Origin of the sequence: Microbacterium sp. UNCCL10 (assembly GCF_000746195.1) — a bacterium.
Lineage (GTDB): Bacteria > Actinomycetota > Actinomycetes > Actinomycetales > Microbacteriaceae > Microbacterium > Microbacterium saccharophilum.
On the sequence record NZ_JQKT01000010.1, the window covers coordinates 127,544 to 150,956 of the forward strand.

General features: G+C 72.1%; 18 protein-coding genes and 1 riboswitch. Of the genes, 11 read left to right on the forward strand and 7 right to left on the reverse strand.

Features of this window, described 5'->3' with window-relative positions:
* Positions 1-46: 46 nt before the first annotated feature.
* A complete protein-coding gene (locus tag BR85_RS12495) occupies positions 47-1,744 on the reverse strand; it encodes a glycerol-3-phosphate dehydrogenase/oxidase (protein ID WP_028496834.1) in 1,698 nt (565 codons plus the stop codon).
* 123 nt (positions 1,745-1,867) lie between these two features.
* Positions 1,868-2,009: riboswitch (FMN riboswitch) on the forward strand.
* Between the two features lie 71 nt (positions 2,010-2,080).
* On the opposite strand from BR85_RS12495, the gene ribD reads away from it, so the two are divergent.
* The 7 genes from ribD (at position 2,081) to BR85_RS12530 (ending at position 9,589) form a co-directional block, all read left to right on the forward strand.
* Positions 2,081-3,139, forward strand: coding sequence for a bifunctional diaminohydroxyphosphoribosylaminopyrimidine deaminase/5-amino-6-(5-phosphoribosylamino)uracil reductase RibD (ribD, locus tag BR85_RS12500; RefSeq protein WP_028496835.1), 1,059 nt, complete (start codon positions 2,081-2,083; stop codon positions 3,137-3,139).
* A complete protein-coding gene (locus BR85_RS12505; RefSeq protein WP_028496836.1) occupies positions 3,139-3,768 on the forward strand; it encodes a riboflavin synthase in 630 nt (209 codons plus the stop codon). The genes ribD and BR85_RS12505 overlap by 1 nt, the downstream gene beginning before the upstream one ends.
* Positions 3,765-5,039, forward strand: a complete 1,275-nt coding sequence (locus BR85_RS12510; protein ID WP_028496837.1) for a bifunctional 3,4-dihydroxy-2-butanone-4-phosphate synthase/GTP cyclohydrolase II — start codon at positions 3,765-3,767, stop codon at positions 5,037-5,039. Before BR85_RS12505 ends, BR85_RS12510 begins: the two co-directional genes overlap by 4 nt.
* Entirely contained in the window at positions 5,036-5,509 is a 474-nt protein-coding gene (gene ribH / locus BR85_RS12515) for a 6,7-dimethyl-8-ribityllumazine synthase (protein WP_028496838.1), read from the forward strand. Before BR85_RS12510 ends, ribH begins: the two co-directional genes overlap by 4 nt.
* Before the next feature lie 52 nt (positions 5,510-5,561).
* Positions 5,562-7,571: a TPM domain-containing protein gene (locus tag BR85_RS12520; RefSeq protein ID WP_166657813.1), complete on the forward strand. Its 2,010-nt coding sequence runs from the start codon at positions 5,562-5,564 to the stop codon at positions 7,569-7,571.
* A gap of 53 nt (positions 7,572-7,624) precedes the next feature.
* The gene (locus tag BR85_RS12525) at positions 7,625-7,975 is read left to right on the forward strand and encodes a hypothetical protein (RefSeq protein ID WP_028496839.1); all 351 of its coding nucleotides are present in this window, start codon (positions 7,625-7,627) and stop codon (positions 7,973-7,975) included.
* Positions 7,976-8,149: 174 nt separating this feature from the next.
* Positions 8,150-9,589: an MFS transporter gene (locus BR85_RS12530; protein ID WP_028496840.1), complete on the forward strand. Its 1,440-nt coding sequence runs from the start codon at positions 8,150-8,152 to the stop codon at positions 9,587-9,589.
* A 307-nt stretch (positions 9,590-9,896) separates the two neighbouring features.
* On the opposite strand, the gene BR85_RS12535 is transcribed toward BR85_RS12530, so the two are convergent.
* Genes BR85_RS12535 through BR85_RS12545 form a run of 3 tightly spaced genes read right to left on the reverse strand, consistent with a single transcriptional unit; the run spans position 9,897 to position 12,504 of the window.
* Positions 9,897-10,715, reverse strand: a complete 819-nt coding sequence (locus BR85_RS12535; RefSeq protein WP_028496841.1) for an ABC transporter permease — start codon at positions 10,713-10,715, stop codon at positions 9,897-9,899.
* The gene (locus tag BR85_RS12540) at positions 10,712-11,566 is read right to left on the reverse strand and encodes an ABC transporter permease (RefSeq protein ID WP_028496842.1); all 855 of its coding nucleotides are present in this window, start codon (positions 11,564-11,566) and stop codon (positions 10,712-10,714) included. Before BR85_RS12540 ends, BR85_RS12535 begins: the two co-directional genes overlap by 4 nt.
* Entirely contained in the window at positions 11,563-12,504 is a 942-nt protein-coding gene (locus BR85_RS12545; protein WP_028496843.1) for an ABC transporter ATP-binding protein, read from the reverse strand. Before BR85_RS12545 ends, BR85_RS12540 begins: the two co-directional genes overlap by 4 nt.
* A 132-nt stretch (positions 12,505-12,636) precedes the next feature.
* Here BR85_RS12545 and BR85_RS12550 point away from each other — a divergent pair, with 132 nt between their 5' ends.
* Together BR85_RS12550 and BR85_RS12555 are read left to right on the forward strand one after the other, a co-directional pair.
* Positions 12,637-12,849, forward strand: a complete 213-nt coding sequence (locus tag BR85_RS12550) for a hypothetical protein (protein WP_028496844.1) — start codon at positions 12,637-12,639, stop codon at positions 12,847-12,849.
* 84 nt (positions 12,850-12,933) lie between these two features.
* Entirely contained in the window at positions 12,934-14,817 is a 1,884-nt protein-coding gene (locus BR85_RS12555; protein ID WP_028496845.1) for an ABC transporter ATP-binding protein, read from the forward strand.
* A 518-nt stretch (positions 14,818-15,335) separates the two neighbouring features.
* Here BR85_RS12555 and BR85_RS12560 read toward each other — a convergent pair.
* A complete protein-coding gene (locus BR85_RS12560) occupies positions 15,336-17,222 on the reverse strand; it encodes a phosphoenolpyruvate carboxykinase (GTP) (protein ID WP_028496846.1) in 1,887 nt (628 codons plus the stop codon).
* Between the two features lie 122 nt (positions 17,223-17,344).
* Here BR85_RS12560 and BR85_RS12565 point away from each other — a divergent pair, with 122 nt between their 5' ends.
* Entirely contained in the window at positions 17,345-18,784 is a 1,440-nt protein-coding gene (locus BR85_RS12565; protein WP_028496847.1) for an XRE family transcriptional regulator, read from the forward strand.
* Positions 18,785-18,800: 16 nt separating this feature from the next.
* Here the strand turns inward: BR85_RS12565 and BR85_RS12570 are convergent, their stop codons facing one another.
* Together BR85_RS12570 and BR85_RS12575 are read right to left on the reverse strand one after the other, a co-directional pair.
* Positions 18,801-19,880, reverse strand: a complete 1,080-nt coding sequence (locus BR85_RS12570) for a winged helix DNA-binding domain-containing protein (protein ID WP_028496848.1) — start codon at positions 19,878-19,880, stop codon at positions 18,801-18,803.
* 74 nt (positions 19,881-19,954) lie between these two features.
* A complete protein-coding gene (locus BR85_RS12575) occupies positions 19,955-21,427 on the reverse strand; it encodes an NAD-dependent succinate-semialdehyde dehydrogenase (RefSeq protein WP_028496849.1) in 1,473 nt (490 codons plus the stop codon).
* A gap of 291 nt (positions 21,428-21,718) precedes the next feature.
* On the opposite strand from BR85_RS12575, the gene BR85_RS12580 reads away from it, so the two are divergent.
* Positions 21,719-23,371, forward strand: coding sequence for a thiamine pyrophosphate-binding protein (locus tag BR85_RS12580; RefSeq protein WP_028496850.1), 1,653 nt, complete (start codon positions 21,719-21,721; stop codon positions 23,369-23,371).
* The last annotated feature ends 42 nt before the right edge of the window (positions 23,372-23,413 follow it).

The window sequence follows — 23,413 nt, forward strand, 5'->3', positions numbered from 1 at the left end:
TCGAGTCGTGACCTGCGGGCAGGTCGCCCTGTCACGCTACCGCGCGTCAGTCCCGGAGCGTCGCCGGCTCCGCCGCGCGCACCGATGCCAGCGCCCGCGCGACCTCGGCGTCCCTCGTCGCCTCATCCCAGCCGAGCACCTCCGCCACGGCGGCGGCGATCTCGGCGGCCGCCTCCGGCGTCGCCGCACCGCGGAACGCGATGCCCGTGCGCCGCAGCAGGAGATCGTCGAGATGGGCGACCCATTCGGCGCGCGCGAGGTGGCGGAGCTCCCCCGTGGTGTAGTCGGGAACGGTCTTCAGCGGTGCGTCGTCCGGGTCCGCGGCGATGGCATCCGCCACCGCGGCCGCGACCGTGCCGTACCGGTCGAGGAGTGCGGCGGCGCGCTCGAACCCGAGCGTCTCGGCGTACGGGGCGAGCCACTGCCGGCGCGCGCGCTCGGACTGCGGGTAGCCCGCGCCGCCGCCGATCGGCACGCCTTTCGTGCTGCGCCGGCGCGGCTGCGCGAGCAGCTCGAGCGCCCGGTCCGCCAGATGGGCGGCGGACGCGCGGAACGTCGTCCACTTGCCCCCCACGAGGCTCAGCACCGTCGCACCGACGGGTCCGGGCAGCGTCGTGGCCTCGATGCGGTAGTCGCGCGAGACGAAGCCGGGTGCGACGTCTCCGTGCCCCGGCAGCGGCCGGACGCCCGCGAAGCGGTGGACGATGTGCGAGCGGTCCACGGGGATGGTGGGGAACACCTGCGCGATGAGCTCGAAGAAGTAGTCGACCTCCTCCTCGGTGCACACGATCGGTTCGGCCATGTCGTGCTCGATGTCCGTCGTGCCCACGAGCACCCGACCGTGCAGCGGGTAGATCAGCACGATGCGCCCGTCGGAGTGTTCGAAGAACAGCTCTCGTCCGCCGGTGGCGGTGAGGAGCTCCTCGTGGTCGAGCACGATGTGCGACCCCTTCGTCCCGCCCATGTACGTGGTCGGGTCGCCGAGCGCGCGGTTGGTGAGGTCGGTCCACGGGCCGGACGCGTTGACGACGACGGATGCCGTGAAGGCGAAATCCTCGCCCGCCTCGTCGCGCAGCACGACCTTTCCGCCGTCGGCGTCCACCGCGGCCGTGTAGTTCGCCGCGCGGGCGCGGTCGCCGCCGGCGGCGAGTCCGTCGCGCAGCACGTCGAGGGCGAGCCGCTCGGGATCGCGGAGGGAGGCGTCCCAGTACGTCGCGGTGTACTTCACGGCGGGGTTCAGCTGCGGCAGCTGCGCGAGGGAGCGCTTGCGACCGTGGAACTCGTGCCGCGGCACGCGTCCGCCCCCGCGCGAGAACGAGTCGTAGATGACGAGCCCGATCTTGATGAGCGCGGCCCCGCGCTCCCGCGGCTTGCCTGCGCGGTGGCGGAGGAACCGCAGCGGCGCGGAGAGGATGCCGGAGAACGTGGAGTAGATGGGGATCGTCGTCTGCAGCGGCTGCACGTAGTGCGGCGCTATCCGCAGCAGCGCGTTGCGCTCCGTCACGGCTTCGTGGACGAGCCGGAACTCGCCGTTCTCGAGGTACCGGATGCCGCCGTGGATCATGTGGCTCGACGCGGCCGACGCGCCGGAGACGAAATCGCCCTGCTCGACGAGCGCGACGTCGACGCCCTGCATCGCCAGGTCGCGGAACGTGGCCAGACCGTTGATGCCGCCGCCGATGACCAGCACGTCCGCATACGGCCGCTCGCGCAGCCGCGCCGGGCCGGAGATGGGTGTGTCCATGAGTCGCGCCTCCCTCCTCCAGGCTACGTGCTCGTCGCCGGGCGAGACGCGGCGCGCGGGCAAGACGGGGCATGACGGGAATGAACGCCGGGACAGCACGTTGAGTATGCTCGTGAGCAACAACACGTGCTCCGGGGTCGGTGGGAATCCGAACCGGCGGTGACAGTCCGCGAACCTCTCGTCCTGCGAGGGGTTGATCCGGTGGAAATCCGGGACCGACGGTGATGCGACGAGAGTCGCTAGTCCGGATGGGAGGCAGCACGAGGACGCCGCGGCGCACGCCCGGCGGCCTGCGCCGTACACCTGCGCCCCCGGAGCCTGAACGCAAGGACCAGGATGAGCGCGACGGACCGCGAACAGGGCGCCATGCGCCGCGCGCTCGACCTCGCCCTCCAGGGACCCCGCGGGGTCAACCCGCAGGTCGGCGCGGTCCTTCTCTCGGCCTCCGGCGAGGTCCTCGCGGAGGGCTGGCACCGCGGCGCCGGGACGGCGCACGCCGAAGTCGACGCCCTCGCCAAGCTCCCGGCCGGGGGCGCACGCGGCGCCACCGCCGTCGTCACCCTCGAGCCCTGCAACCACACCGGCCGTACCGGCCCGTGCGCTGTCGCCCTCATCGAGGCGGGCGTCGCGCGCGTCGTCTACGCGCTCGATGACCCGGGCGAGGCGTCCGCCGGGGGCGCCGGCCGCCTGCGCGCAGCCGGAGTCGACGTCGTGTCCGGCGTCCTCGCCGACGAGTCACGACAGCTCCTCGACTCCTGGCTGACGGTCCAGCGCCTCGGTCGCCCGCACGTGACCGTGAAGTGGGCGCAGTCCCTCGACGGCCGCGCCGCCGCGGCCGACGGCACGAGTCAGTGGATCACCGGCCCCGAGGCCCGCGCCGACGTGCATCGGCGCCGCGCCGAGGCGGATGCCATCGTCGTCGGCACCGGCACGCTGCTCGCCGACGACCCCGCCCTCACCGCGCGTCGGCCCGAAGGCACGCTGTACCCGCACCAGCCGCAGCCCGTGATCCTCGGCGCGCGGTCCGTGCCGGACGACGCCGCCGTGCGCCGGCACCCGCGCCCCCTGCTGCACCGCGACGGGGAGAACCTCGGCGGCGAGAGCGAGAACGGTCCGTCGCTGATGGCCGAACTCCGCGACGCCGGCGTGCACCGCGTGTTCGTCGAAGGCGGGCCCACGATCGCGAGCGCGTTCCTGCGGGCGGGCCTGGCCGACGAGATCCTCGCCTACCTCGCCCCCACCCTGCTCGGAGCAGGGGCGGACGGGACCGATCGTCCCGCGCTGCGCGTGCTCGGCGTCGACACGATCGCCGCGCAGCGGCGCCTGACCGTCACAGCCATCGAACGACTCGGCGACGACCTGCTGATCGTCGCCCACCCGAAGGAGACCGCCTGATGTTCACCGGCATCATCGAAGAGCAGGGCACCGTCACGGCGGTCGCGCCCTCCGGGGACGGGGTCCGCGTCACCGTGCGCGCCCCGCTCGCCGTCTCGGACGCGCACCAGGGCGACTCGATCGCGATCAGCGGCGTGTGCCTCACCGTCGTCGATCAGGGCCCCGACTGGTTCACCGCCGACGTCATGAAGCAGACCCTCGACATGTCCACGCTCGGCGGCGTCGCGACCGGAACGCCCGTCAACGTCGAGCGCGCCATGGTCGCGCACGGTCGCCTCGGCGGTCACATCGTGCAGGGCCACGTCGACGGCACGGGCGAACTGCTCGAGGTGCGTCCCGGCGAGCAGTGGCGGGTCCTCCGCATCGGCCTGCCGGCATCCCTCGCCCCGCTCGTCGTCGACAAGGGCTCCATCACCGTCGACGGCGTCTCCCTCACCGTCAGCGCGACCTCGCCGGCCGACGCCGACGCGCACTGGTTCGAGGTGTCCCTCATCCCGGAGACCCTCGACGTCACGACCCTCGGCGGGCGCACCGCCGGCGACCACGTCAATCTCGAGACCGACATCCTGGCGCGGCACGTGCAGCGCCTTCTCGCATTCACCCCCCTCACCGAAGGAGGCTCCCGATGAGCCTTTCCACCATCCCCGAAGCCCTCGAGGCCCTGCGCGCCGGCAAGCCGGTGATCGTCGCAGACGACGAGAACCGCGAGAACGAAGGGGACATCATCCTCTCCGCCGAACTGGCGACCCCCGAGTGGCTCGCCTGGACGATCCGCTGGTCCAGCGGCTTCCTGTGCGCGCCGATGCCCGCGGACTGGGCCGACCGGCTCGACCTGCCGCCCATGGTCGCGGTCAACGAGGACAGCCGCGGCACCGCGTACACCGTGAGCGTCGATGCGGCCGACCGCGTCTCGACCGGCATCAGCGCCGCCGACCGCTCGCACACCCTCAATGTGCTCGCCGACCCGGCGTCCACGCCGACCTCGGTGATCCGCCCCGGCCACGTCCTCCCGCTCCGCGCCGTCGACGGCGGCGTGCGCGAGCGCGCGGGCCACACCGAAGCGGCCGTCGACCTCATGAAGCTCGCCGGACTGCAGCCGGTCGGCGCGATCGGCGAGGTCGTCGCCGAGGACGGCAGCATGATGCGCCTGCCGGGCCTCATCGAGATGGGCGAGCGGGAGGGCATTCCGGTCATCACGATCGAGCAGCTCATCGCGCACCTCGACGGCACGAGCGCCGAGCACACGCACGTCGAGCACGGTCACAAGCGCCGGGTCAGCCTGCGCGCCGAGGCCCAGGTGCCGACCTCGCACGGCGCGTTCCGCTTCCTCGCCTACAAGGACCGCATCACCGGGACCGACCACATCGCCATCGTCTCCGGAGAGCTCACCGACGACGCGCCGCTCGTCCGGGTGCACTCCGAGTGCCTGACCGGCGAGGCGTTCGGCTCCCTGAAGTGCGAGTGCGGCCCGCAGCTGGATGCCGCGCTCGACGCGATCGAGCAGGACGGGGGCGTCGTCATCTACATGCGCGGCCACGAGGGACGCGGCATCGGCCTCATCAACAAGCTGCGCGCGTACAGCCTCCAGGAGCAGGGTCTCGACACGGTCGACGCGAACCTCGCGCTCGGCCTCCCCGCCGACGCGCGCGACTACGCCGCCGCGGCCGGCATCCTCGGCGACCTCGGCATCTCGAAGATCCGGCTGCTGACCAACAACAGCGACAAGGTCAACCAGCTGCGCGAGCTCGGACTGGACATCGTCGAGCAGGTGCCGCTGCTCGTGGGCGTCGGCGCCAACAACCACCAGTACCTGGCCACCAAGCGCGACCGGATGGGCCACATCATCGACTCGATCGACCTGGACAGCGCGCTGGCGCGCAGCGAGGAGCGGAAGGCATGAGCGGACACGGCGCCCCCGAGACGCAGCCCATCGACGCGACGGGCGTGAACGTCGTCGTCGTGGCCGGCCAGTGGCACGACGTCATCACCGACGGGCTCATCGCCGGCGCGCGCCGTGTGCTCGACGCGTCCGGCGCGTCCTGGCGGCTCGTGCGCGTGCCCGGATCGTTCGAGCTGCCGGTCGCGAGCAAGACGGCCCTGGACGCCGGCGCCGACGCCGTCGTCGCCCTCGGCGTCATCATCCGCGGCGGAACGCCGCACTTCGACTTCGTCTCGGCCGCCGCCACGGACGGCCTGACCCGGGTCGCGCTGGACACCGGCAAGCCCGTCGGCTTCGGTGTGCTGACGCTGGATGACGAGCAGCAGGGCCTCGACCGTGCGGGCCTGGAGGGCTCGAAGGAGGACAAGGGCGCCGAGGCGGCGGACGCGGCGCTGCGCACCGCGCTGCTGCTGCGCGAGCTGCGAGGCTGATCAGGGGTTCTTCTCGATAGGGTCGGGAGCAGACCGACGGAAGGACGGCCACGTGCGCAGACTGTGGTTCCGGATGCTGCTCGCCCTGACCCTCACCACCGCAGCCCCGGCCGCCGCACAGGCGCTCGCGCCGGCGGAGGACCCCGTCGACTTCGACGGCGCCTACCTCGTCGACACCACCGCGACGCTGTCCGCGAGCGACCTGACGCGCATCGAGGACGCCGCCGACGCCCTCTTCGACGCGCACGGCACCGCTCTGTTCCTGGTCGTGGTCGACCGGTTCACCGGCCCCTCCGACGGCCCGTCCTGGGCGAACCGGTCCGCGGAGCTCAGCGGCCTCGGCGGGGACGACATCCTGCTCGCCGTCGCGGTCGGCGACCGCGAGCTCGCCTACTCCGTGGACGAGGACTTCCCGCTGTCGAACGACCGCATCGACGACGTGATCGACGACACCCTGATCCCCGCCCTGCGCGACGACGACTGGGCCGGCGGGGTCGTGGCGTTCGCGGACGGCCTCGACGAGGCGCTCGACCCGGGTCCGCCGTGGCTGCTCCTGATCGGCGTCGCGGTGGTCGTCGCCGTTCTCGCGGGATTCGGCGTGCGCGCCGGCATCCGCGCCGCCCGCGCGCGCCGCGCCGCGCGTGCCGACGAGGCGGAGCTCGACCGGCTGGATTCCCGCGCCGACGCCCTCCTGGTCGAGCTCGACGACTCGGTGCGCACCAGCACGCAGGAGCTGGGCTTCGCCGCCGCCCAGTTCGGCGACGACGCGACCGCGCCGTTCCAGTCCGCCCTGACCGGTGCCCGGGATCTCGTCACGCAGGCGTTCGAGCAGATGCGCCTCGTCGACGATGAGGAGGCCGAGACACCCGCGGAGCGTCGCGCCCTGCTGGAATCGATCATCGCGCTGTGCACGCAGGCGGATGCCGCACTCGATGCGCAGGCGGACGCGTTCGACGACCTGCGCGCACTCGAGCGGGAGGCACCGCGGCTGCGGGAAGAGCTCGCCGCCGCCCAGCCCGACGTCTCCGCTCGCATCGGGGCGGCCCGCGCCATCGAAGCGGACATCCGCACCCGGTACGGAGACGCCGCCCTGGCCTCCGTCGAAGGTTCGGTCGAACAGGCCGCCCGCCTCGACGCGTTCGCCGCCGTCGAACTCGGCCGCGCGGAGCAGAGCCTGCGAGACGGGCAGCCGGGGGTCGCGGCCGTGCGGATCCGCAGCGCGCAGCAAGCTCTCGGACAGATCGACGAACTCCTCACGGGGGTCGTGAGCCTGACGGAGTCGCTGTCAGCCGCGGCGGTACGGCTCGCCGCCGCCGTCGCCGACACGCGGGCCGACCTCGCTGCGGCCCGGGAGGCCGTCCTGGACGACACCGCCGACGCGGCCGAGCTCGACGCGGCCGCGGATGCCGCGGAGCGCGCCATCGGCGACGCGGAGCAACTGCCGCCGCCTGACGCCCTCACGGCCGTCGACGCCGCCGACGCGGAACTGACCGCCGTATCGAGCCGTGTCCTCGGCCGGTCGGCGGATCGGGACCGTGCGCTCGCGGAGTGGGAACGCGCCATCGCCACCGCGCGGGAGGCGATCCTGCGTACACGGGGGTTCATCGACACGAGACGCGGCATCATCGGACCGCGCGCCCGCACCCGCCTCACCGCGGCGGAGAGCCGGTACGGCGCTGCGCTCGCGCATGCGGCTGTGGACGACCCGCTCGCGGCCACGACCGCCGCCCGGCAGGCGGCGGCGCAAGCCGGTCGCGCGCTGGACATCGCCCGCGACGACGTGCGACGCGACGATCCCCTCCCCCCGTCGTACGACGACGCCGGCGAACGTGCGGCGTTCTCCGGCGGCATCCTGGACGGCCTGTTCAGCGGATGGGGATCGGGCTCGTCCGGCGGAGGTTCGCGAAGCGGCTGGAGCAGCTCCTCGCGGAGCAGCTGGCGCAGCTCATCGTCGCGCAGTTCGTCCTCGAGCCGGTCATCCTCCCGCAGCTCGTCGAGCTCCTCCCGCCGGTCGGGCGGGTCGGGCAGCTCGAGCCGGCGGTCCGGGGGACGGCGGTTCTGAACCGCCGCGGGGCGCACCTCGTCCGGGCGCGAACCTTCAGCTAGACTGACGGCATGGAGATCCTGCGGCACGCCGTCGTCCTCGTCCACCTCGTCGGGTTCGCCGTGCTCTTCGGCGCCTGGGCCGTCGAGGCCGTCGGACAGCATCGCATCACGCGCCTCATGCACTGGGGTCTCGCCATCGCGGGCGTCGCGGGCTTCGCCCTCGCCGCACCGTGGGGCATCGAGTACGACCTGAACTACGTCAAGATCGGCACGAAGCTCGTCATCCTGCTCGTGATCGGCGCGCTGCTGGGTGTCGGCGCCGCCCGCGAACGCAAGGCGGGCGGGGTGCCGCCGGTCGTGTTCTGGCTCATCGGCATCCTCACCTTCACCAACGCCGCGCTCGCGGTGCTCTGGCGCTGAGCCCGGCCGCTTCCGCGCACGAGGGGTAAACTCGACCCTCGTGCGCCGGCGACAACGCCGACGCCCCGGTGTCCCCACGTCGCCGCGTCCGCCGCGCCACCCCTGCCACGGACGCCCGCCACCGGTGCGTCCCACGAGGACTTCCCCCTTCCACCGACAGGTCCTCCTCCCCGCATGTCTGCAGCTACGACAACCGCCCCCGCCAACCCCCGCTCCCGCGTCATCACGGCGAGCCTCGTCGGCACGACGATCGAGTTCTACGACTTCTACGTCTACGCGACCGCCGCCGTCCTGGTCTTCCCCGTCCTCTTCTTCCCCACCGGCGACGAGACGACGGCCCTGCTGTCCTCGTTCGCCGTCTTCGGCGCCGCCATGGTCGCCCGTCCCATCGGTGCGGTCATCTTCGGCCACTTCGGCGACAAATTCGGCCGCAAGGCGACCCTCGTGGCATCCCTGCTCACGATGGGCATCGCGACCTTCCTCATCGGCCTGCTCCCCACCTACAACGAGATCGGCTGGTGGGCCGCCCTCCTGCTGCTGGTCCTGCGCCTCTTCCAGGGCTTCGCGCTCGGCGGCGAGTGGTCCGGCGCGGCGCTGGTGGCGACCGAGAACGCCCCCGCGGGCAAACGTGCCTGGTACGGCACGTTCCCGCAACTGGGCGCGCCCATCGGCTTCATCATCGCGAACACGGTCTTCCTGATCATCAACTTCGCCCTGCCCCACCCCGACGGGCCGGCGCAGCGCTCGGAGGCCTTCCTCACGTGGGGCTGGCGCGTGCCGTTCCTGTTCTCGGCCGTGATGGTCATCATCGGCCTGTGGGTGCGCCTCAAGCTCGTGGAGTCCGAGACCTTCTCGAAGGCGGAGAAGTCCGGGGCGATCCGGAAGTTCCCGCTCGGCGAGGTCATCCGCCGGCACTGGTGGCAGCTGATCCTCGGCACGTTCATCATGCTCGCGACCTACGTGCTGTTCTACCTCATGACGAGCTTCACGCTCTCCTACGGCACGAAGGCCGGCCTCGAGACGGCCCGGGAGGCGGCGGACGCCGCCGGGACGCCGTTCGATGCGGCGGCCTACGTCCCCGGGCTCGGGTTCGGGTACACCGACTTCGTGATCATGCAGATCATCGGCGTCGTGTTCTTCGGCATCTTCACGCTGCTCTCCGGCCCGGTGGCCGACGCGATCGGCCGTCGCAAGCTGCTGCTGTGGGTCACGGCCGGGATCGGCGTGTTCGGTTTGCTGTTCAACGTGTTCCTCATGCCGCAGCTCGACCCGAAGTTCACCGGCGCACTCGTGCAGGCGTTCCTCATCCTCGGCTTCATGCTCATGGGGGCGACGTTCGGGCCGATGGGCGCCATCCTGCCGGAGCTCTTCCCGACGAACGTGCGGTACACCGGCTCGGCGATCGCGTACAACGTGTCGTCGATCCTCGGTGCCGCGCTCGCCCCGATCGTGGCCGTCGCCCTGTGGGCCGCGGCGGATGGTCAGCCGTGGCTCGTCGGGGTCTACCTCACGGGAGCGAGCGTCCTGACGTTCATCGCGCTCGTGCTGTCGAAGGAGACCAAGGACGTCGACTACGACACCAACATCGGCCTGGGCGAGACCGCGTCGCTCTGAACCCGGTGACGATGCGCGGATGCCGCGGGGCCCCGGCCTCGCGGCATCCGTCTTTCCTCCGGCCGGGACCCGCACTTCGGCGGCGGCCAAACCGGGGCCGGGCCTTCACCCGCGCCGAATGGCGGGTGCGCCCGCTCGGGACCCGCACTTCGGCGCGGTTCAGACCGGGGCCGCTCCTTCACCCGCGCCGAATGGTGGGTGCGCCCGCTCGGGACCCGCACTTCGGCGCGGGCGAAGATCCCCCGCCCGGGCCGCGGCGACGCGCACGCGCAGCCCCGCCCCGTCCCGACCCGCGAGCGCGCCGGGGTCAGTCGAGGAAGAGGACGCGCAGGCGCTTGGTCGTGAAGACGAGGCCCACCGCGATCATGACGACGTAGTAGAGGACATGCCACAGCATGTCGCCGGACAGGACGCCCGTCGTGAGCCCCCGGACGAGCTCCACGCCGTGCCACAGCGGGAAGGCCATGACGATCCCCTGCACGAACTCCGGGTAAACCGTGATCGGGTAGAACGTCGCCGAGAAGAGGAACATCGGCAGGAGCACGAAGTTGATCCAGTCCATCTGCTGGAACGTCTTCATGTAGCTCGTGACCGCCATCCCGAGGCTCGCGAAGCCGAACGCGATCAGCAGCACGGCGGGGATCGCGAGGATCGCCGTCGGGGCGAGGTTCAGCCCGAGGATCTGCATGATGATCATGAAGCCCGACGCGTACAGCAGGCCGCGCAGGAGGGCGTAGAGGATCTCTCCGAAGGCGACATCGAGCGGTCCGAGCGAGGTGGACAGCATCCCCTCGTAGAGCTTGCCGTAGTTGAGCTTGAAGAAGACGTTCCAGGTCGAGTCGTAGATCGCGCCGTTCATGGCCGAGACCGCCAGCAGCGCCGGGGCGATGAACGCGGCGTAGCTGACCTCCACGCCCTGCGAGGTCTGCAGGTCGCCGACGAGCGAGCCCAGCCCGATCCCCATGGATGCCAGATAGAACACGGGCTCGAAGAAGCCCGACAGCACGACGATCCAGCTCGACGAGCGGGCGGCGAGGAGGCCGCGCTGCACGACGGCGCCGGGGTTCCCGGCCCACAGCGCACGCACCCCGCCGCGGCGGGTCGGCGCCTCGGCGACGGCGGTCATTTCGCGAGCCTTTCGGTGAACACGCGGCGGCCCCACAGGTAGCCGACGACGCAGAGGACGAGCAGGTAGGCGACGTGCACCGTGAGCATGCCGGCATCCACGTCGGCGCCGTACGTGGCCACCCGGCCGATCTGCGCGCCGTGCCACAGCGGCGAGATCCACCCGATCCACTGCAGCCACCCCGGCAGGGTCTCGAGCGGGTAGAAGGTGCCGGAGAAGAGGAACATCGGCATGAAGAGGAACCGCTGCACGAGGGCGAACTGCCCCTTGTCGTCCTCGATGGAACCGGCGTATGCCATGAGGGGAATGCCGAAGGCGAGTCCTGCGGCGACACCGGCGAAGATGGCGATCCAGCCGGTCGAGGGGCTGGGCACCGCGCCGAACATCCAGATGAAGAGGTAGTAGGCGGCGACGGCGACGAACATACGGGCCGCCGCGCCGGCGATCACGCCGTTCGCGATCTGCGGACTGCCGAGCGGTGACGCGTTGAAGCCGTAGAAGTAGCGGCGCCACTTGAAGCCCGCCATGACGGGGTAGGTCATCTCCTCGGATGCCACGGCGATCGCGGCCGTCACGAGCAGCGCGGGGGCGACGAAGACGAGATAGCTGACCTCCTGCCCGTGGTCGACGATCGGCGCCTGGATGAGGGCGGCGAGCCCCACCGCCAGGCCCAGGAGGTACATGATCGGCTGCCCTAGGGCGCCGACGATGATCGTCCAGCCGTACGCGCGCATCGCGCGCACCATGTGCTCGGTCACGTACCAGCTGCCGCGCCGGCGCGGCTTCCGGCCCCACTCGAGCGCTTCCGCGCGCAGCTCGTCGAGCGTCGGGTGCGTCGAGGTCGCGCTCATTCGATCAGCGACCTTCCAGTGAGGCGCAGGAACACGTCCTCCAGGCTCGACCGGCGCACGAGGCTCGTGATCGGGGTGAGGCCGGCGGCGGTGACGCGTTCGAGCGCCGCCTCGCCGTTCTCCGTGTAGATGAGGATGCGGTCCGGCAGCACCTCGACGCGGTCGCCGACCGCCCCCAGCTGGCCGGCGACCTGGGCGTTGCGGTCGGAGCCGAAGCGCACCTCGAGCACCTCCCGGCTGGAGTGCTCGCGGATGAGGGATGCCGGGGTGCCCTCGGCCATGATGCGTCCCTTGTCCACGACGATGAGGCGGTCGCACAGCTGCTCGGCCTCGTCCATGTAGTGCGTCGTCAGGACGAGGGTCGTGCCGCGCTCCTTGAGACGGAACAGACGATCCCACAGGACGTGCCGGGCCTGCGGGTCGAGGCCGGTCGTCGGTTCGTCGAGCAGGAGGATGCGCGGGTCGTTGATGAGCCCGCGCGCGATCGTGAGGCGCCGCTTCATGCCGCCGGAGAGCTGGTCGACCTTGCTCTTGGCCTTGTCCTCGAGCTGCGCGAACGCGAGCAGTTCGTCGGCCTTCTCCTGGCAGACCTTGCCCGGCAGGCCGAAGTAGCGCCCGTAGATGTACAGGTTCTCGCGGGCGTTGAGCTCGCCGTCGAGGTTGTCCTGCTGGGGGACGACGCCCAGGCGCGACCGGATCTCCGGACCGTACTGGTCGGGGTCGAGGCCGAGGATCGACAGGTCGCCGCTCGTGCGCGTGGACACCGCGCCGATCATCTTCATCGTCGTGGACTTGCCCGCGCCGTTGGGGCCGAGGAGCCCGAAGGACTCCCCCGGAGCGACCTCGAACGACAGCCCGTCCACGGCGAGGAAGTCGGGCTTGCCCTTGACCTTGTAGGCCTTCACGAGGTTCTGGGCGGAGATGACGGGTTCAGGCACCGGACCACAGTAGCGAAGGCGGCGGACAGTGCGGCGAGCGCGTCAACCCTGGTTGACAGCGCGTGCGACCGTCAACTATGGTTGACGGCGGATGCCGCACCCGCGGCATCCCTCCGACACTCGGGAGGGCTTGTGAGCGACCAGCTGCGCACCGCGATCGGCGCCGCCGAGGGCGGTGACCCGCTCCCCGAACTGCGGCGCCTGCACGCGCTGCACGCCGAGCTCGCCCGCGCCGAAGCCGAGCAGGTCCGCCGCGCCCGCGGGCAGGGCTACTCCTGGGTCGCGATCGCCGACGCCCTGGGCGTGACCCGCCAGGCCGTGCACAAGAAGTACGGACGAAGATAGAAGCACCGCCCGTGCCGCGCGGACTGCGCCGCCCACCGGCATCCACCCCACGCATCGCCACCCCAGAACCGAGGACGCCCCGTCATGTCTTCCGACACCGCCCGCCGCACCCGCGGACCGCGCCGCCCCGCGAAGGACGACGGCCCCCGCGCGAGCCTTCGCCAACTGCTGCCGTTCCTCTTCGAGCACAAGGGCGTCCTCGTCCTGGTCACCGTGCTCAGCATCCTCGCCGCCGTCACGACACTCGGGCAGCCGCTCGTCGTCGGCCAGCTCATCGAGCGCGTCCAGTCCGGCGAGGCCCTCGGCATCCTCGTCTGGGCGCTCGTCGCACTCGTGATCGTGTCCTCCCTCATCAGCGGCTTCCAGCACTACCTCCTGCAGCGCACCGGCACCGCCGTCGTGCTCTCCAGCCGCCGCCGCCTCATCGCGCGCCTCCTGCACCTGCCGGTGCAGGAGTACGACGCGCGCCGCACGGGCGACCTCGTCTCCCGGGTCGGCACCGACACGACCCTGTTGTACGCCGTCCTCACACAGGGGCTCGCCGACTCGGTGGGCAACGCCCTCATCTTCCTCGGCGCGATCATCGCGATGCTCGTGATCGATCCGGTCCTGCTGCTGCTGATCCTCGTGGTCGTCGGCGTCTCGGTCGGGGTCGTGGGAGTGCTGAGCGGCCGCATCCGCCGCTCCACCCAGGTGCAGCAGGAGAAGGTGGGCGAGCTCGCCTCCGGCGTCGAGCGCGCCATCGGCTCGATCCGGACCATCCGCGCGGCCGGTGCCGCCGACCGTGAGCAGGAGTCGATCTCCGCGACCGCGGCCGACGCCTACGACGCCGGCGTGAACGTCGCGAAGGCATCGGCGCTCGTCGTCCCGATCGCCGGCGTCGCGCTGCAGCTGTCGCTGCTCGTCGTCCTCGGCGTGGGCGGTTTCCGCGTGGCATCCGGCGCGATCTCGATCGCCGCCCTCGTGACCTTCGTCATGTTCCTCTTCTTCCTCATCGCACCGCTCGGGTCGTTCTTCGGCGCGATCACGTCGGTGAACCAGGCGCTCGGCGCGCTCGGACGCATCCAGGAGGTGCTCGACCTCCCCACCGAGACCGCCGACGACGTCATGGCCGCGGCATCCGCCCCCGATGTCACCGCCGCCGAGACGGCGATCGAGTTCCGCGACGTGCACTTCTCCTACCCGGATGCCGTCGTGTCGGCGCGCCGGTCGGCGGAGTCGGAGGCGCTGAAGACCCTGACCGAAGTGCGCGCCGACCGCTCGGGGCTCGCCGAGGACGTGCGGGAGGGCGACGTTCTGAGGGGCGTGTCGTTCCGGGTGCCGCGGGGGGCGCGGGTCGCCCTCGTCGGACCCTCCGGCGCCGGGAAGTCCACGACCCTCGCCCTCATCGAGCGGTTCTACGACCCGACCTCCGGCATCGTCCTGCTCGGCGGGGCGGATGTCCGGAGCCTCGACCGCCGCGCCCTGCGCGCGCAGCTCGGATACGTCGAGCAGGATGCGCCGACCCTCGCCGGGACGATCGGCGACAACCTGCGCCTCGCCTCGCCGCACGCATCGGACGCGGAGTGCGAAGAGGTGCTCCGCGCCGTCAATCTCGGCGACGTGCTGGAGCGGAGCCCGCTGGGGCTGGAGGCGCCGGTCGGCGAGGCGGGCGTGATGCTCTCCGGCGGCGAGCGCCAGCGCCTCGCGATCGCGCGCGCCCTGCTGGCGGCGCCCCCGATCCTGCTGCTGGACGAGTCGACGTCGTCCCTGGACGGCCTCAACGAGCAGCGGATGCGGGAGGCCATCGACGCGGTCGCCACCGGCCGCACGCTCGTCGTCATCGCGCACCGCCTGTCGACGGTGATCGACAGCGACCTCATCGTGGTCCTGGACCGCGGTCGCGTGGTCGGTCAGGGCACGCACGACGAGCTCGTCGCGACGGTGCCCCTGTACCGCGAGCTCGCGCAGCGCCAACTGCTCGCCTGAGCTGCGCCCGCGGGCGGGCGGGCTTGGCTCGGGGGCTCCGGGCGCGGGTTTTCGGGGCTCCGGGCGGGCGGGTCCCGGGGGCTCCCGGGGGGGCGGGCGCGCTGATCGGCGCCAAGTGGCGGGTGCTGCCCGCGGGACCCGCACTTTGGCGCGGGCGAAAGCCGGGCCGCGGATTCGTCCGCGCCGAATGGCGGGTGCAAAGCCGCGGGACCCGCACTTCGGCGCGGATCAACACGCGGCGTGGGCAGCAGCATCCACTCGCCGCACAGAGAGCCGCGCCGCGGCGCACGCTCACCGCTGATCCGCGCCGAATGGCGGGTGCGAGGCCGCGCGACCCGCACTTTGGCGCGAGCAAAACCCGGGCCGCAGATTCGCCCGCGCCGAATGGTGGGTGCAAGGCGGCGCGACCCGCACTTCGGCGCGGGCGAAACCCGGCCGCAGATTCGGCCGCGGATGCCACGCAGCCGGGGCAAGTCGAATGCCCCGGCCCGCCGGGGCCGGGGCATCGTCGACGCGGGTCAGGCGAGCTGCGCGCGCTTCAGGCGGTACCGCAGCGCCGCGAGCTCGGCGTAGAGGGGCGCGGGCACCTTCCCGCCGAACGTGCTGTAGAACTCCTCGGTGAGGTCGGTCTCCTGCAGCCACAGGTTCGGGTCGACGGCGAACAGCTCGTCGAGGTCCTCCTGCGGCACGTGGATGCCGTCGAGGTTCAGGTCCTCGATCTTCGGGAGACGTCCGATCGGGCTGTCCACCGCGCCGACGGTGCCGTCGACACGACGGATGATCCAGTCGATCACGCGCGAGTTGTCGCCGAAGCCCGGCCACAGGAACCGGCCGTCCGAGCCCTTGCGGAACCAGTTGACCTGGAAGATCCGGGGGGCGCGGTCGAAGCGCAGCGACTGGCCGACCTTGAGCCAGTGACCGAAGTAGTCGGCCATGTTGTAGCCGCAGAACGGCAGCATCGCGAACGGGTCGCGGCGCAGCTCGCCGACGGTGCCCTCGGCGGCGGCGGTGCGCTCGGAGGAGATGTTCGAGCCGAGGAAGACGCCGTGCGTCCAGTCGGTGGCCTCGACGACGAGGGGGACGTTGGTGGCGCGCCGGCCGCCGAAGAGGATGGCATCCAGCGGGACACCCTCGGGGGTCTCCCAGTCCTGCGCGATCTGCGGGCACTGCCCTGCGCTCACGGTGAACCGCGAATTCGGGTGCGCCGCCGGCCGTCCGGATGCCGGGGTCCAGGGCTTGCCCTCCCAGTCGGTCAGCTCGTCGGGAGCCTCATCCGTGAGACCCTCCCACCAGACGTCGCCGTCGGGGCGGAGGGCGACATTCGTGAAGATCGTGTTGCCCCAGAGCGTCTCGACGGCCGTGACGTTCGTCGATTCGCCGGTGCCCGGCGCGACGCCGAAGAACCCGGCCTCCGGGTTGATGGCCCACAGGCGCCCGTCCTCGCCGGGGCGGATCCAGGCGATGTCGTCGCCGAGCGTCTCGACGCGCCAGCCCGGGATCGTGGGGCGGAGCATCGCGAGGTTCGTCTTGCCGCACGCCGACGGGAAGGCCGCGGCCACGTGGTAGGCCTTGCCCTGCGGGTCGATGACCCGGATCAGCAGCATGTGCTCGGCGAGCCAGCCCTCGTCGCGGCCGATCACCGAGGCGATGCGCAGCGCGAAGCACTTCTTCGCGAGGATCGCGTTGCCGCCGTAGCCGGAGCCGTACGACCACACCTCGAGCGTCTCGGGGAAGTGGACGATGTACTTCTCGTCATTGCAGGGCCAGGCGACGTCCTCCTGGCCGGGCGCCAGCGGGGCGCCGACGGAGTGCACCGTCTTGACCCACGGCTTGCCGTCGGCGATCTGCTCCACGACGCTCGCGCCGACACGGGTCATGATGCCGATGGAGGCGACCGCGTACGCGCTGTCGGTCACCTGCACGCCGATGTGCGACAGCGGGCCGCCGACGGCGCCCATCGAGAACGGGACGACGTACATCGTGCGGCCGCGCATCGAGCCCTTGAAGAGGGGCGTGATGGTCGCGCGGATCTCATCCGGGGCGACCCAGTTGTTCGTGGGGCCGGCGTCCTCTTCGCGCTCGGAGGCGATGAAGGTGCGAGCCTCGGTGCGGGCGACGTCGCTCGGGTGCGAGCGGGCAAGGTACGACCCGGGCCGCCACTCCGGGTTGAGCTTGATGAGCTTGCCCTCGTCGACCATCTCGCGCAGCAGCGCTTCGTTCTCGCCGCGGGAGCCGTCGACCCAGTGGATGCGGGCGGGCTCGGTCAACGCGGCGATCTCCTCGACCCACGCATAGAGCTTCGCCATCCCCTCGCCCGCCAGCTGCGGGCGTGCCCCGAAGGCTGCGGCCGGCGCGGTCGGCCGCTGGGTCGGAGTCGGGCGGGTGAAGATATCGGCGAGGGCCATGGCGGTCTCCTTCGAGTTCGAGGGACGAGATCGTCGTTCCTCTTCCACTGTGCCGTCGGCCCCGGGCGTCTTACCGCCCGAGCGGGGATCAAGAATCCGCATTCTTTCGATATATTCAAGGAATGCCCTCCTCCTTCGAGCTGTCCACCCTGGGCCACCGCATCCGTCATCACCGGGTCTCGCACGGCTTCACGCTGGACGAGCTCGGGGCGATCGTCGGCGTCGCGGGGAGTCAGCTGAGCCTCATCGAGAACGGCAAGCGCGAACCCAAGCTGTCGCTGCTGCAGGCGATCGCCCGCGCGACCGGCACCGAGGTCTCCGACCTGCTCTCGACAGAGCCGCCGAACCGGCGTGCAGCGCTGGAGCTCGAGCTCGACCGCGCGCAGTCCAGCCCCGTCTTCCGGCGCCTCGGCATCCCGCCGGTGCGCGTGACGAAGACGATGTCCGACGACACGATCGAGACGATCCTGGGCCTGCACCGCGAACTGCAGCGCCGGGAGCGCGAGGCCATCGCGACGCCGGAGGAGGCGCGCCGCGCCAACACCGAGCTCCGGCTGCGGATGCGGGAGCGGAACAACTACCTCGGCGACATCGAGAAGCTCGCCGAGAAGCAGCTGCGGGCGGCGGGCCACGTCTCCGGCGCCCTCACCCACCGCAGCGTCAGCATCATGGCCGAGCAGCTCGGCTTCGAGCTCATCTACGCGAGCGACCTGCCGCATTCGGCCCGCTCGGTCACCGACATGGCGAACGGGCGCATCTACCTGCCGCCCGCATCGATCCCCGGCGGGCACGGCCTGCGCTCGATGGCGCTGCAGGCGATGGCGCACCGACTGCTGGGGCACACGCCCCCGACCGACTACGCCGACTTCCTGCAGCAGCGGCTCGAGATCAACTACTACGCGGCGTGCTGCCTCATGCCCGAGACGGCGTCGGTCGCGTTCCTCAGCCAGGCGAAGAAGGACCGCGACCTGGCCGTCGAGGACTTCCGGGACGCGTTCGGCGTCACGCACGAGGCGGCGGGCATGCGGATGACGAACCTCCTGACGGAGCACTTCGACATCAAGCTGCACTTCCTCCGCGTCGACGGCGCCGGCGCGATCAACCGCGTCTACGAGAACGACGAACTCCCGCTGCCGATGGACGTCACCGGCGCCGTGGAGGGCCAGATCGTGTGCCGCAAGTTCGCCGCCCGCTCGGCCTTCGGCGAGCAGAACCGGACGACGGAGCACTACCAGTACACCGACACCCCTGCGGGCACGTTCTGGTGCTCGAGCCAGACGGGTTCGACGGCGGAGGGCGAGTACTCCATCACGGTCGGCGTGCCGTTCGACGACGCGCGCTGGTTCCGCGGCCGCGAGACCCCGAAGCGCGCCGTCTCGACCTGCCCCGACGAGGCCTGCTGCCGACGTCCCCCCGCCGACCTCACGGCGCGCTGGGAGGACAAGGCGTGGCCGAGCGCCCGCGTGCACATGCAGATGTTCTCGCCGCTGCCGCGCGGCGCCTTCCCGGGGGTGGATGACGGCGAGGTCTACGCGTTCCTCGACCGTCACGCCGAGGGGTGAGCCGCCGGCCGCGCGGTCAGCCGGTGATGAACCGACGGTAGCGGTCCAGCGCCGCCGCGACCTGCGCCGCGCTCGCGGCACCCGGGACGAACAGTTCCGGCACCGGGTCGTCGGTGTGCCGGCCGACGGCGACCGAATGGGTCCAGACGCCGACGACCTCGCCACCTGCGACGAGGATCGGCCGGACGATGCCGTTCATGCTCGGCCCGATCGCCGCGAGGAACTCCGGCGCGCACGGGACCGTGCGGTCGACGTAGGACAGGTAGTACTCCTCGAACGGCGGCAGGGCGATGACTTCCGGCATGCCCGTCCCCCGCCGCGGGGCGGGTGCGGCGACGACGTACTGCGGCTCCGGCTCGTCGGCCACGACGCGGAGGCGGTCGCCGGCCGCTTCGGCCGCGTGACGTGCGTCACCGAGGGGCAGCGCCGACCACCACGCGAAATCGCGCGGGCCGGCCGGCCCGTGCGAGGCGATGAACCGCACGAAGAACTCGGCGAGCGGGTCCGCGGGCGTCACGGCATCCGTCACCCAGTCATCGACGAGGACGAAGTACTGCTCCCGTGTCGGAGCGGTGTCGCGCGGGACGACCGGACCCTGACACAGGATGCCGCTGAGCGACAGCGCGACGAGGAGGTGGTACCCGCGCTGCCCGGCCGTCGAGACGCCGGCCGCGTCCCAGATCGCGAACAGCTCCCTGCGGGTCAGACGGTTTCCGCCGCGGAGCGCCGCGCGCGCCGCGACCTCCGCCCGTCCTCGCTCGTCGAGGTCGATCCCCTCGCGGCGGTGCACGGCCGCCGCCTGGCGGCGCTGCCGCTCGGCGGTGAGCGACAGGACCCAGCCGAGGTCGCGGCCCGGGATGACGTGGATCGTGCCGCGCATGGTCCACGACCGGACGATCTCGCCGCGGTCGAAGGCGGCATCCACGTCGGACAGTCGCGGCTGCCCGCGCGTGCGGGCGGCCAGCGCCCACCGCCCGCCCCAGAACTCCTGCGCCTGCGTCGCCAGCATGTGACAGGCGGCCTCCGAAACGGAGGCCACCGGAGCGCTCAGGCGGTGCGAGCGCAGCCGCTCGGCCCGGATGCGGACGACGTCCATGCCGCCATCCTGCCCCGTGGCGCGGACATCCGGCATCCGTCTCGTCGCCGGCGCCGTCGCCGTCGCCGGGCGACTCAGGCGAACGGGTCAGGCGTCAGCGTGTACTTCGTCTGCAGGTACTCGTGGATGCCCTCCGCGCCGCCCTCGCGGCCGAGACCGGAGAACTTCCAGCCGCCGAACGGTGCGGCCGCGTTCGAGACGACGCCGACGTTCAGGCCCATCATCCCGGTCGCGAGGCGCTCGATCATGCGCTGACCGCGCGTGAGACTCTCGGTGTAGACGTACGAGACGAGGCCGTACTCGGTGTCGTTGGCGATGCGGACGCCCTCGTCCTCGTCGTCGAACGGGATGATGGCGAGCACGGGTCCGAAGATCTCCTCGCGCAGGATGTCGCTGCCCGGCCGCACGTCGGAGAGCACCGTGGCCTGGTAGAACGAGCCGTCGCCGGGGATCTCGGCGCCCCCGGTGCGGAGGGTCGCGCCGCGCTGGACGGCATCCTGGACGAGCTGGTCGGCCTTCGCGACCGCCTTGTCGTCGATGAGGGGGCCGATCACGACGCCGTCCTCCGTGCCGCGGCCCGAGCGGAAGCCCTGCACCCGCTCCGTGACGCGGCGGGCGAACTCGTCGGCGACGGAGCGGTGCACGATGAACCGGTTCGCCGCCGTGCAGGCCTGCCCGATGTTGCGGAACTTCGCCGCGATCGCGCCGTCGACGGCCTTCTCGAGATCGGCGTCCTCGAACACGACGAACGGGGCGTTGCCGCCGAGTTCCATCGAGGTGCGGAGCACGCCGTGGGCGGCCTGCTCGAGAAGCTTCTGCCCGACGGGGGTCGAGCCGGTGAAGGAGAGCTTGCGCAGCCGCGGGTCGCGGATGATCGCCTCGGACATGGGTCCCGAGGCGGCCGTCGTGACGACGTTGACGACGCCGGCCGGAAGCCCGGCATCCTCCAGCAGCTGGACGAACGCGAGGGTCGTGAGCGGGGTCAGGGCGGCCGGCTTGATCACGACGGTGCACCCGGCTGCGAGCGCGGGCGCGATCTTGCGGGTGGCCATCGCGAGCGGGAAGTTCCACGGGGTGATGAGGAAGCACGGCCCGACCGGGTGCTGCGTGACGATCATGCGGCCGGTGCCCTCGGGGTTGGCGCCGTACCGGCCCTGGATGCGGGGCGCCTCCTCGCCGAACCAGCGGAGGAACTCGCCGCCGTAGGCGACCTCGCCGCGCGCCTCGGCGAGCGGCTTGCCCATCTCGATCGTCATCAGGAGAGCGAAGTCCTCCTTGCGCTCCTGCAGGAGGTCGAACGCCCGACGCAGCAGCTCGCCGCGCTGGCGGGCGGGCGTGGCCGCCCACGCGTCCTGGGCCGCGACGGCGGCATCGAGCGCCGCCTTCCCGTCGGCGACGGAGGCGCTCGCGATCTCCTTGACAACGGCGCCGGTGGCGGGGTCGGACACGGACAGCGTCGCGCCGCCTTCGGCCGGACGCCACTGGCCTCCGATGAACAGTCCGTCCGGCACGTTCGCCAGCAGTGCGGTCTCGCGGTTCTCGCTCACGGTGACTCCCTCGTCGATGGGATGCCGTTCCGCATCCACGTAGATCGTATACGATCCTAGCCGCCCCGGGCGCGTCCGTCGAGCGGGCGCACGGCCCGGACCCCCGAGCGGGGAGTCCCCCGGCCCGCCCGTATACTCGGACCGTCCGGCGGCGCTTCTGCCCGCCGGTGCTCGAAAAATGGGCACGCAGCCGTCCCGGCTCGCGCGATGCGACGCCGCATCCGCACGGGACCGGGCGCGCGAGACACATACGGCTCCCCCGCATCCGTCCCGTCTTCCGGAGGTCCTTCCGTGCCCACCGTCTCCGCGCACGTCGCCCACACCCTCGCCCGCCACATCGATCACGTGTTCGGCGTGATGGGCAACGGCAACGCGTATCTCCTCGATGCGCTCGAGCGCTCCACCGACGTCTCCTTCACCGCGATGCGCCACGAGGCCGGCGGTGTCGTCGCGGCGGACGCGTATCACCGCGCCGGCGGCGGGCTCGCCGCCGCGACCGCGACGTACGGCGCCGGCTTCACGAACACGCTCACGGCGCTCGCCGAGGCGGTGCAGGCGCACGTGCCGCTCATCCTCGTGGTCGGCGACGAGCCGACCTCGGGCCCCCGCCCGTGGGACGTCGACCAGATCGCGCTCGCGTCGGCCGTCGGCGCGCGCACCTACACGGTGGGGCGGGCGGATGCCGCGGCCACCACGGTCATCGCGATCGAGCACGCGCTGAGCTACCGCGTGCCGACCGTCCTCGCGATCCCGTACGACGTCGCGAAGCTCGACGCCGGGCCGGTGCCCCCCGCCCCGGAGCCGCAGCGGCCCGCGCCGCTCGCCCCGACGACCCCGTTCGCGCGTGCCGCCGTCGCCGACCTCGCACGCGCGCTCGCCGGCGCGCGACGCCCGTTCCTGCTCGCCGGGCACGGCGCCTGGATCTCGGGCGCCGGCGAGGCGCTCGGCGCACTCGCCGACCTGACGGGCGCCGTGACGGCGTCGACGGCGCTCGGACGCGGCGTCTTCCCGCGCACCGAGTTCGACCTCGGGGTCACGGGCGGGTTCGGCGCCGAGGGGGCGATGGAGCTGGTCCGCGAGGCGGACGTCGCGGTGGTCTTCGGGGCCTCGCTGAACCAGTTCACGATGCGCTTCGGCGACCTCTTCGCCCCGGGCACGCTCGTCGTGCAGATCGACACCGCCCCCGCGGCGACGCACGCGCACGTCGGACGGTTCCTCCGCGCCGATGCCGCCGTCGCAGCCCGCGCCCTCGTCGACGCCCTGGGCGATCTGGACGCGCAGCCCAGCGGCTGGCGGGAGAGCGTCGACCTCGGTCCGCTGCGGGCGCAGGAGCGCGGCGACGAGCTCGCCGCCGACGGTCGCCTCGACCCGCGCGCCGTCGCCGCCCGGATCGGCGAGCTCCTCCCCGAGGACCGCGTCGTCGTCTCGGACGGCGGGCACTTCATCGGCTGGGCGAACATGTACTGGCCCGTCGCGTCGCCGGACCGGATGCTCATGGTCGGCACGGCGTACCAGTCCATCGGACTGGGATTCCCGTCGGTGCCCGGCGCCGCGCTCGCCAAGCCGGCGTCGACCGTCGTCCTGACGACGGGCGACGGCGGCGGGCTCATGGCCCTCGCCGACCTCGAGTCGGCCGTCCGCGTCGCGGGCGGCCGGGGGGTCGCGGTCGTCTGGAACGACGCCGCCTACGGCGCCGAGGTGAACCTGTACGGGTTGCAGGGTCTGGCGCGCGAGCCGATGCTCATCCCCGAGGTCGACTTCGCCGGGCTCGCCCAGGCGGTCGGGGCCGAGGGTGTCGTCGTGCGGACGCTCGACGACCTCGATGCGCTCGCGCGGTGGGCGGAGCAGCCGGCATCCGACCGCCCGTTCCTGCTGCTGGACTGCCGCGTCTCGACGTCGGTCGTCGCGCCGTACCAGCAGGAGATCATCCGTGTGAACTCCTGACCGGGGACGCCGGCGCGCGCCGCCGAGCGCGGCGCGCGCGGT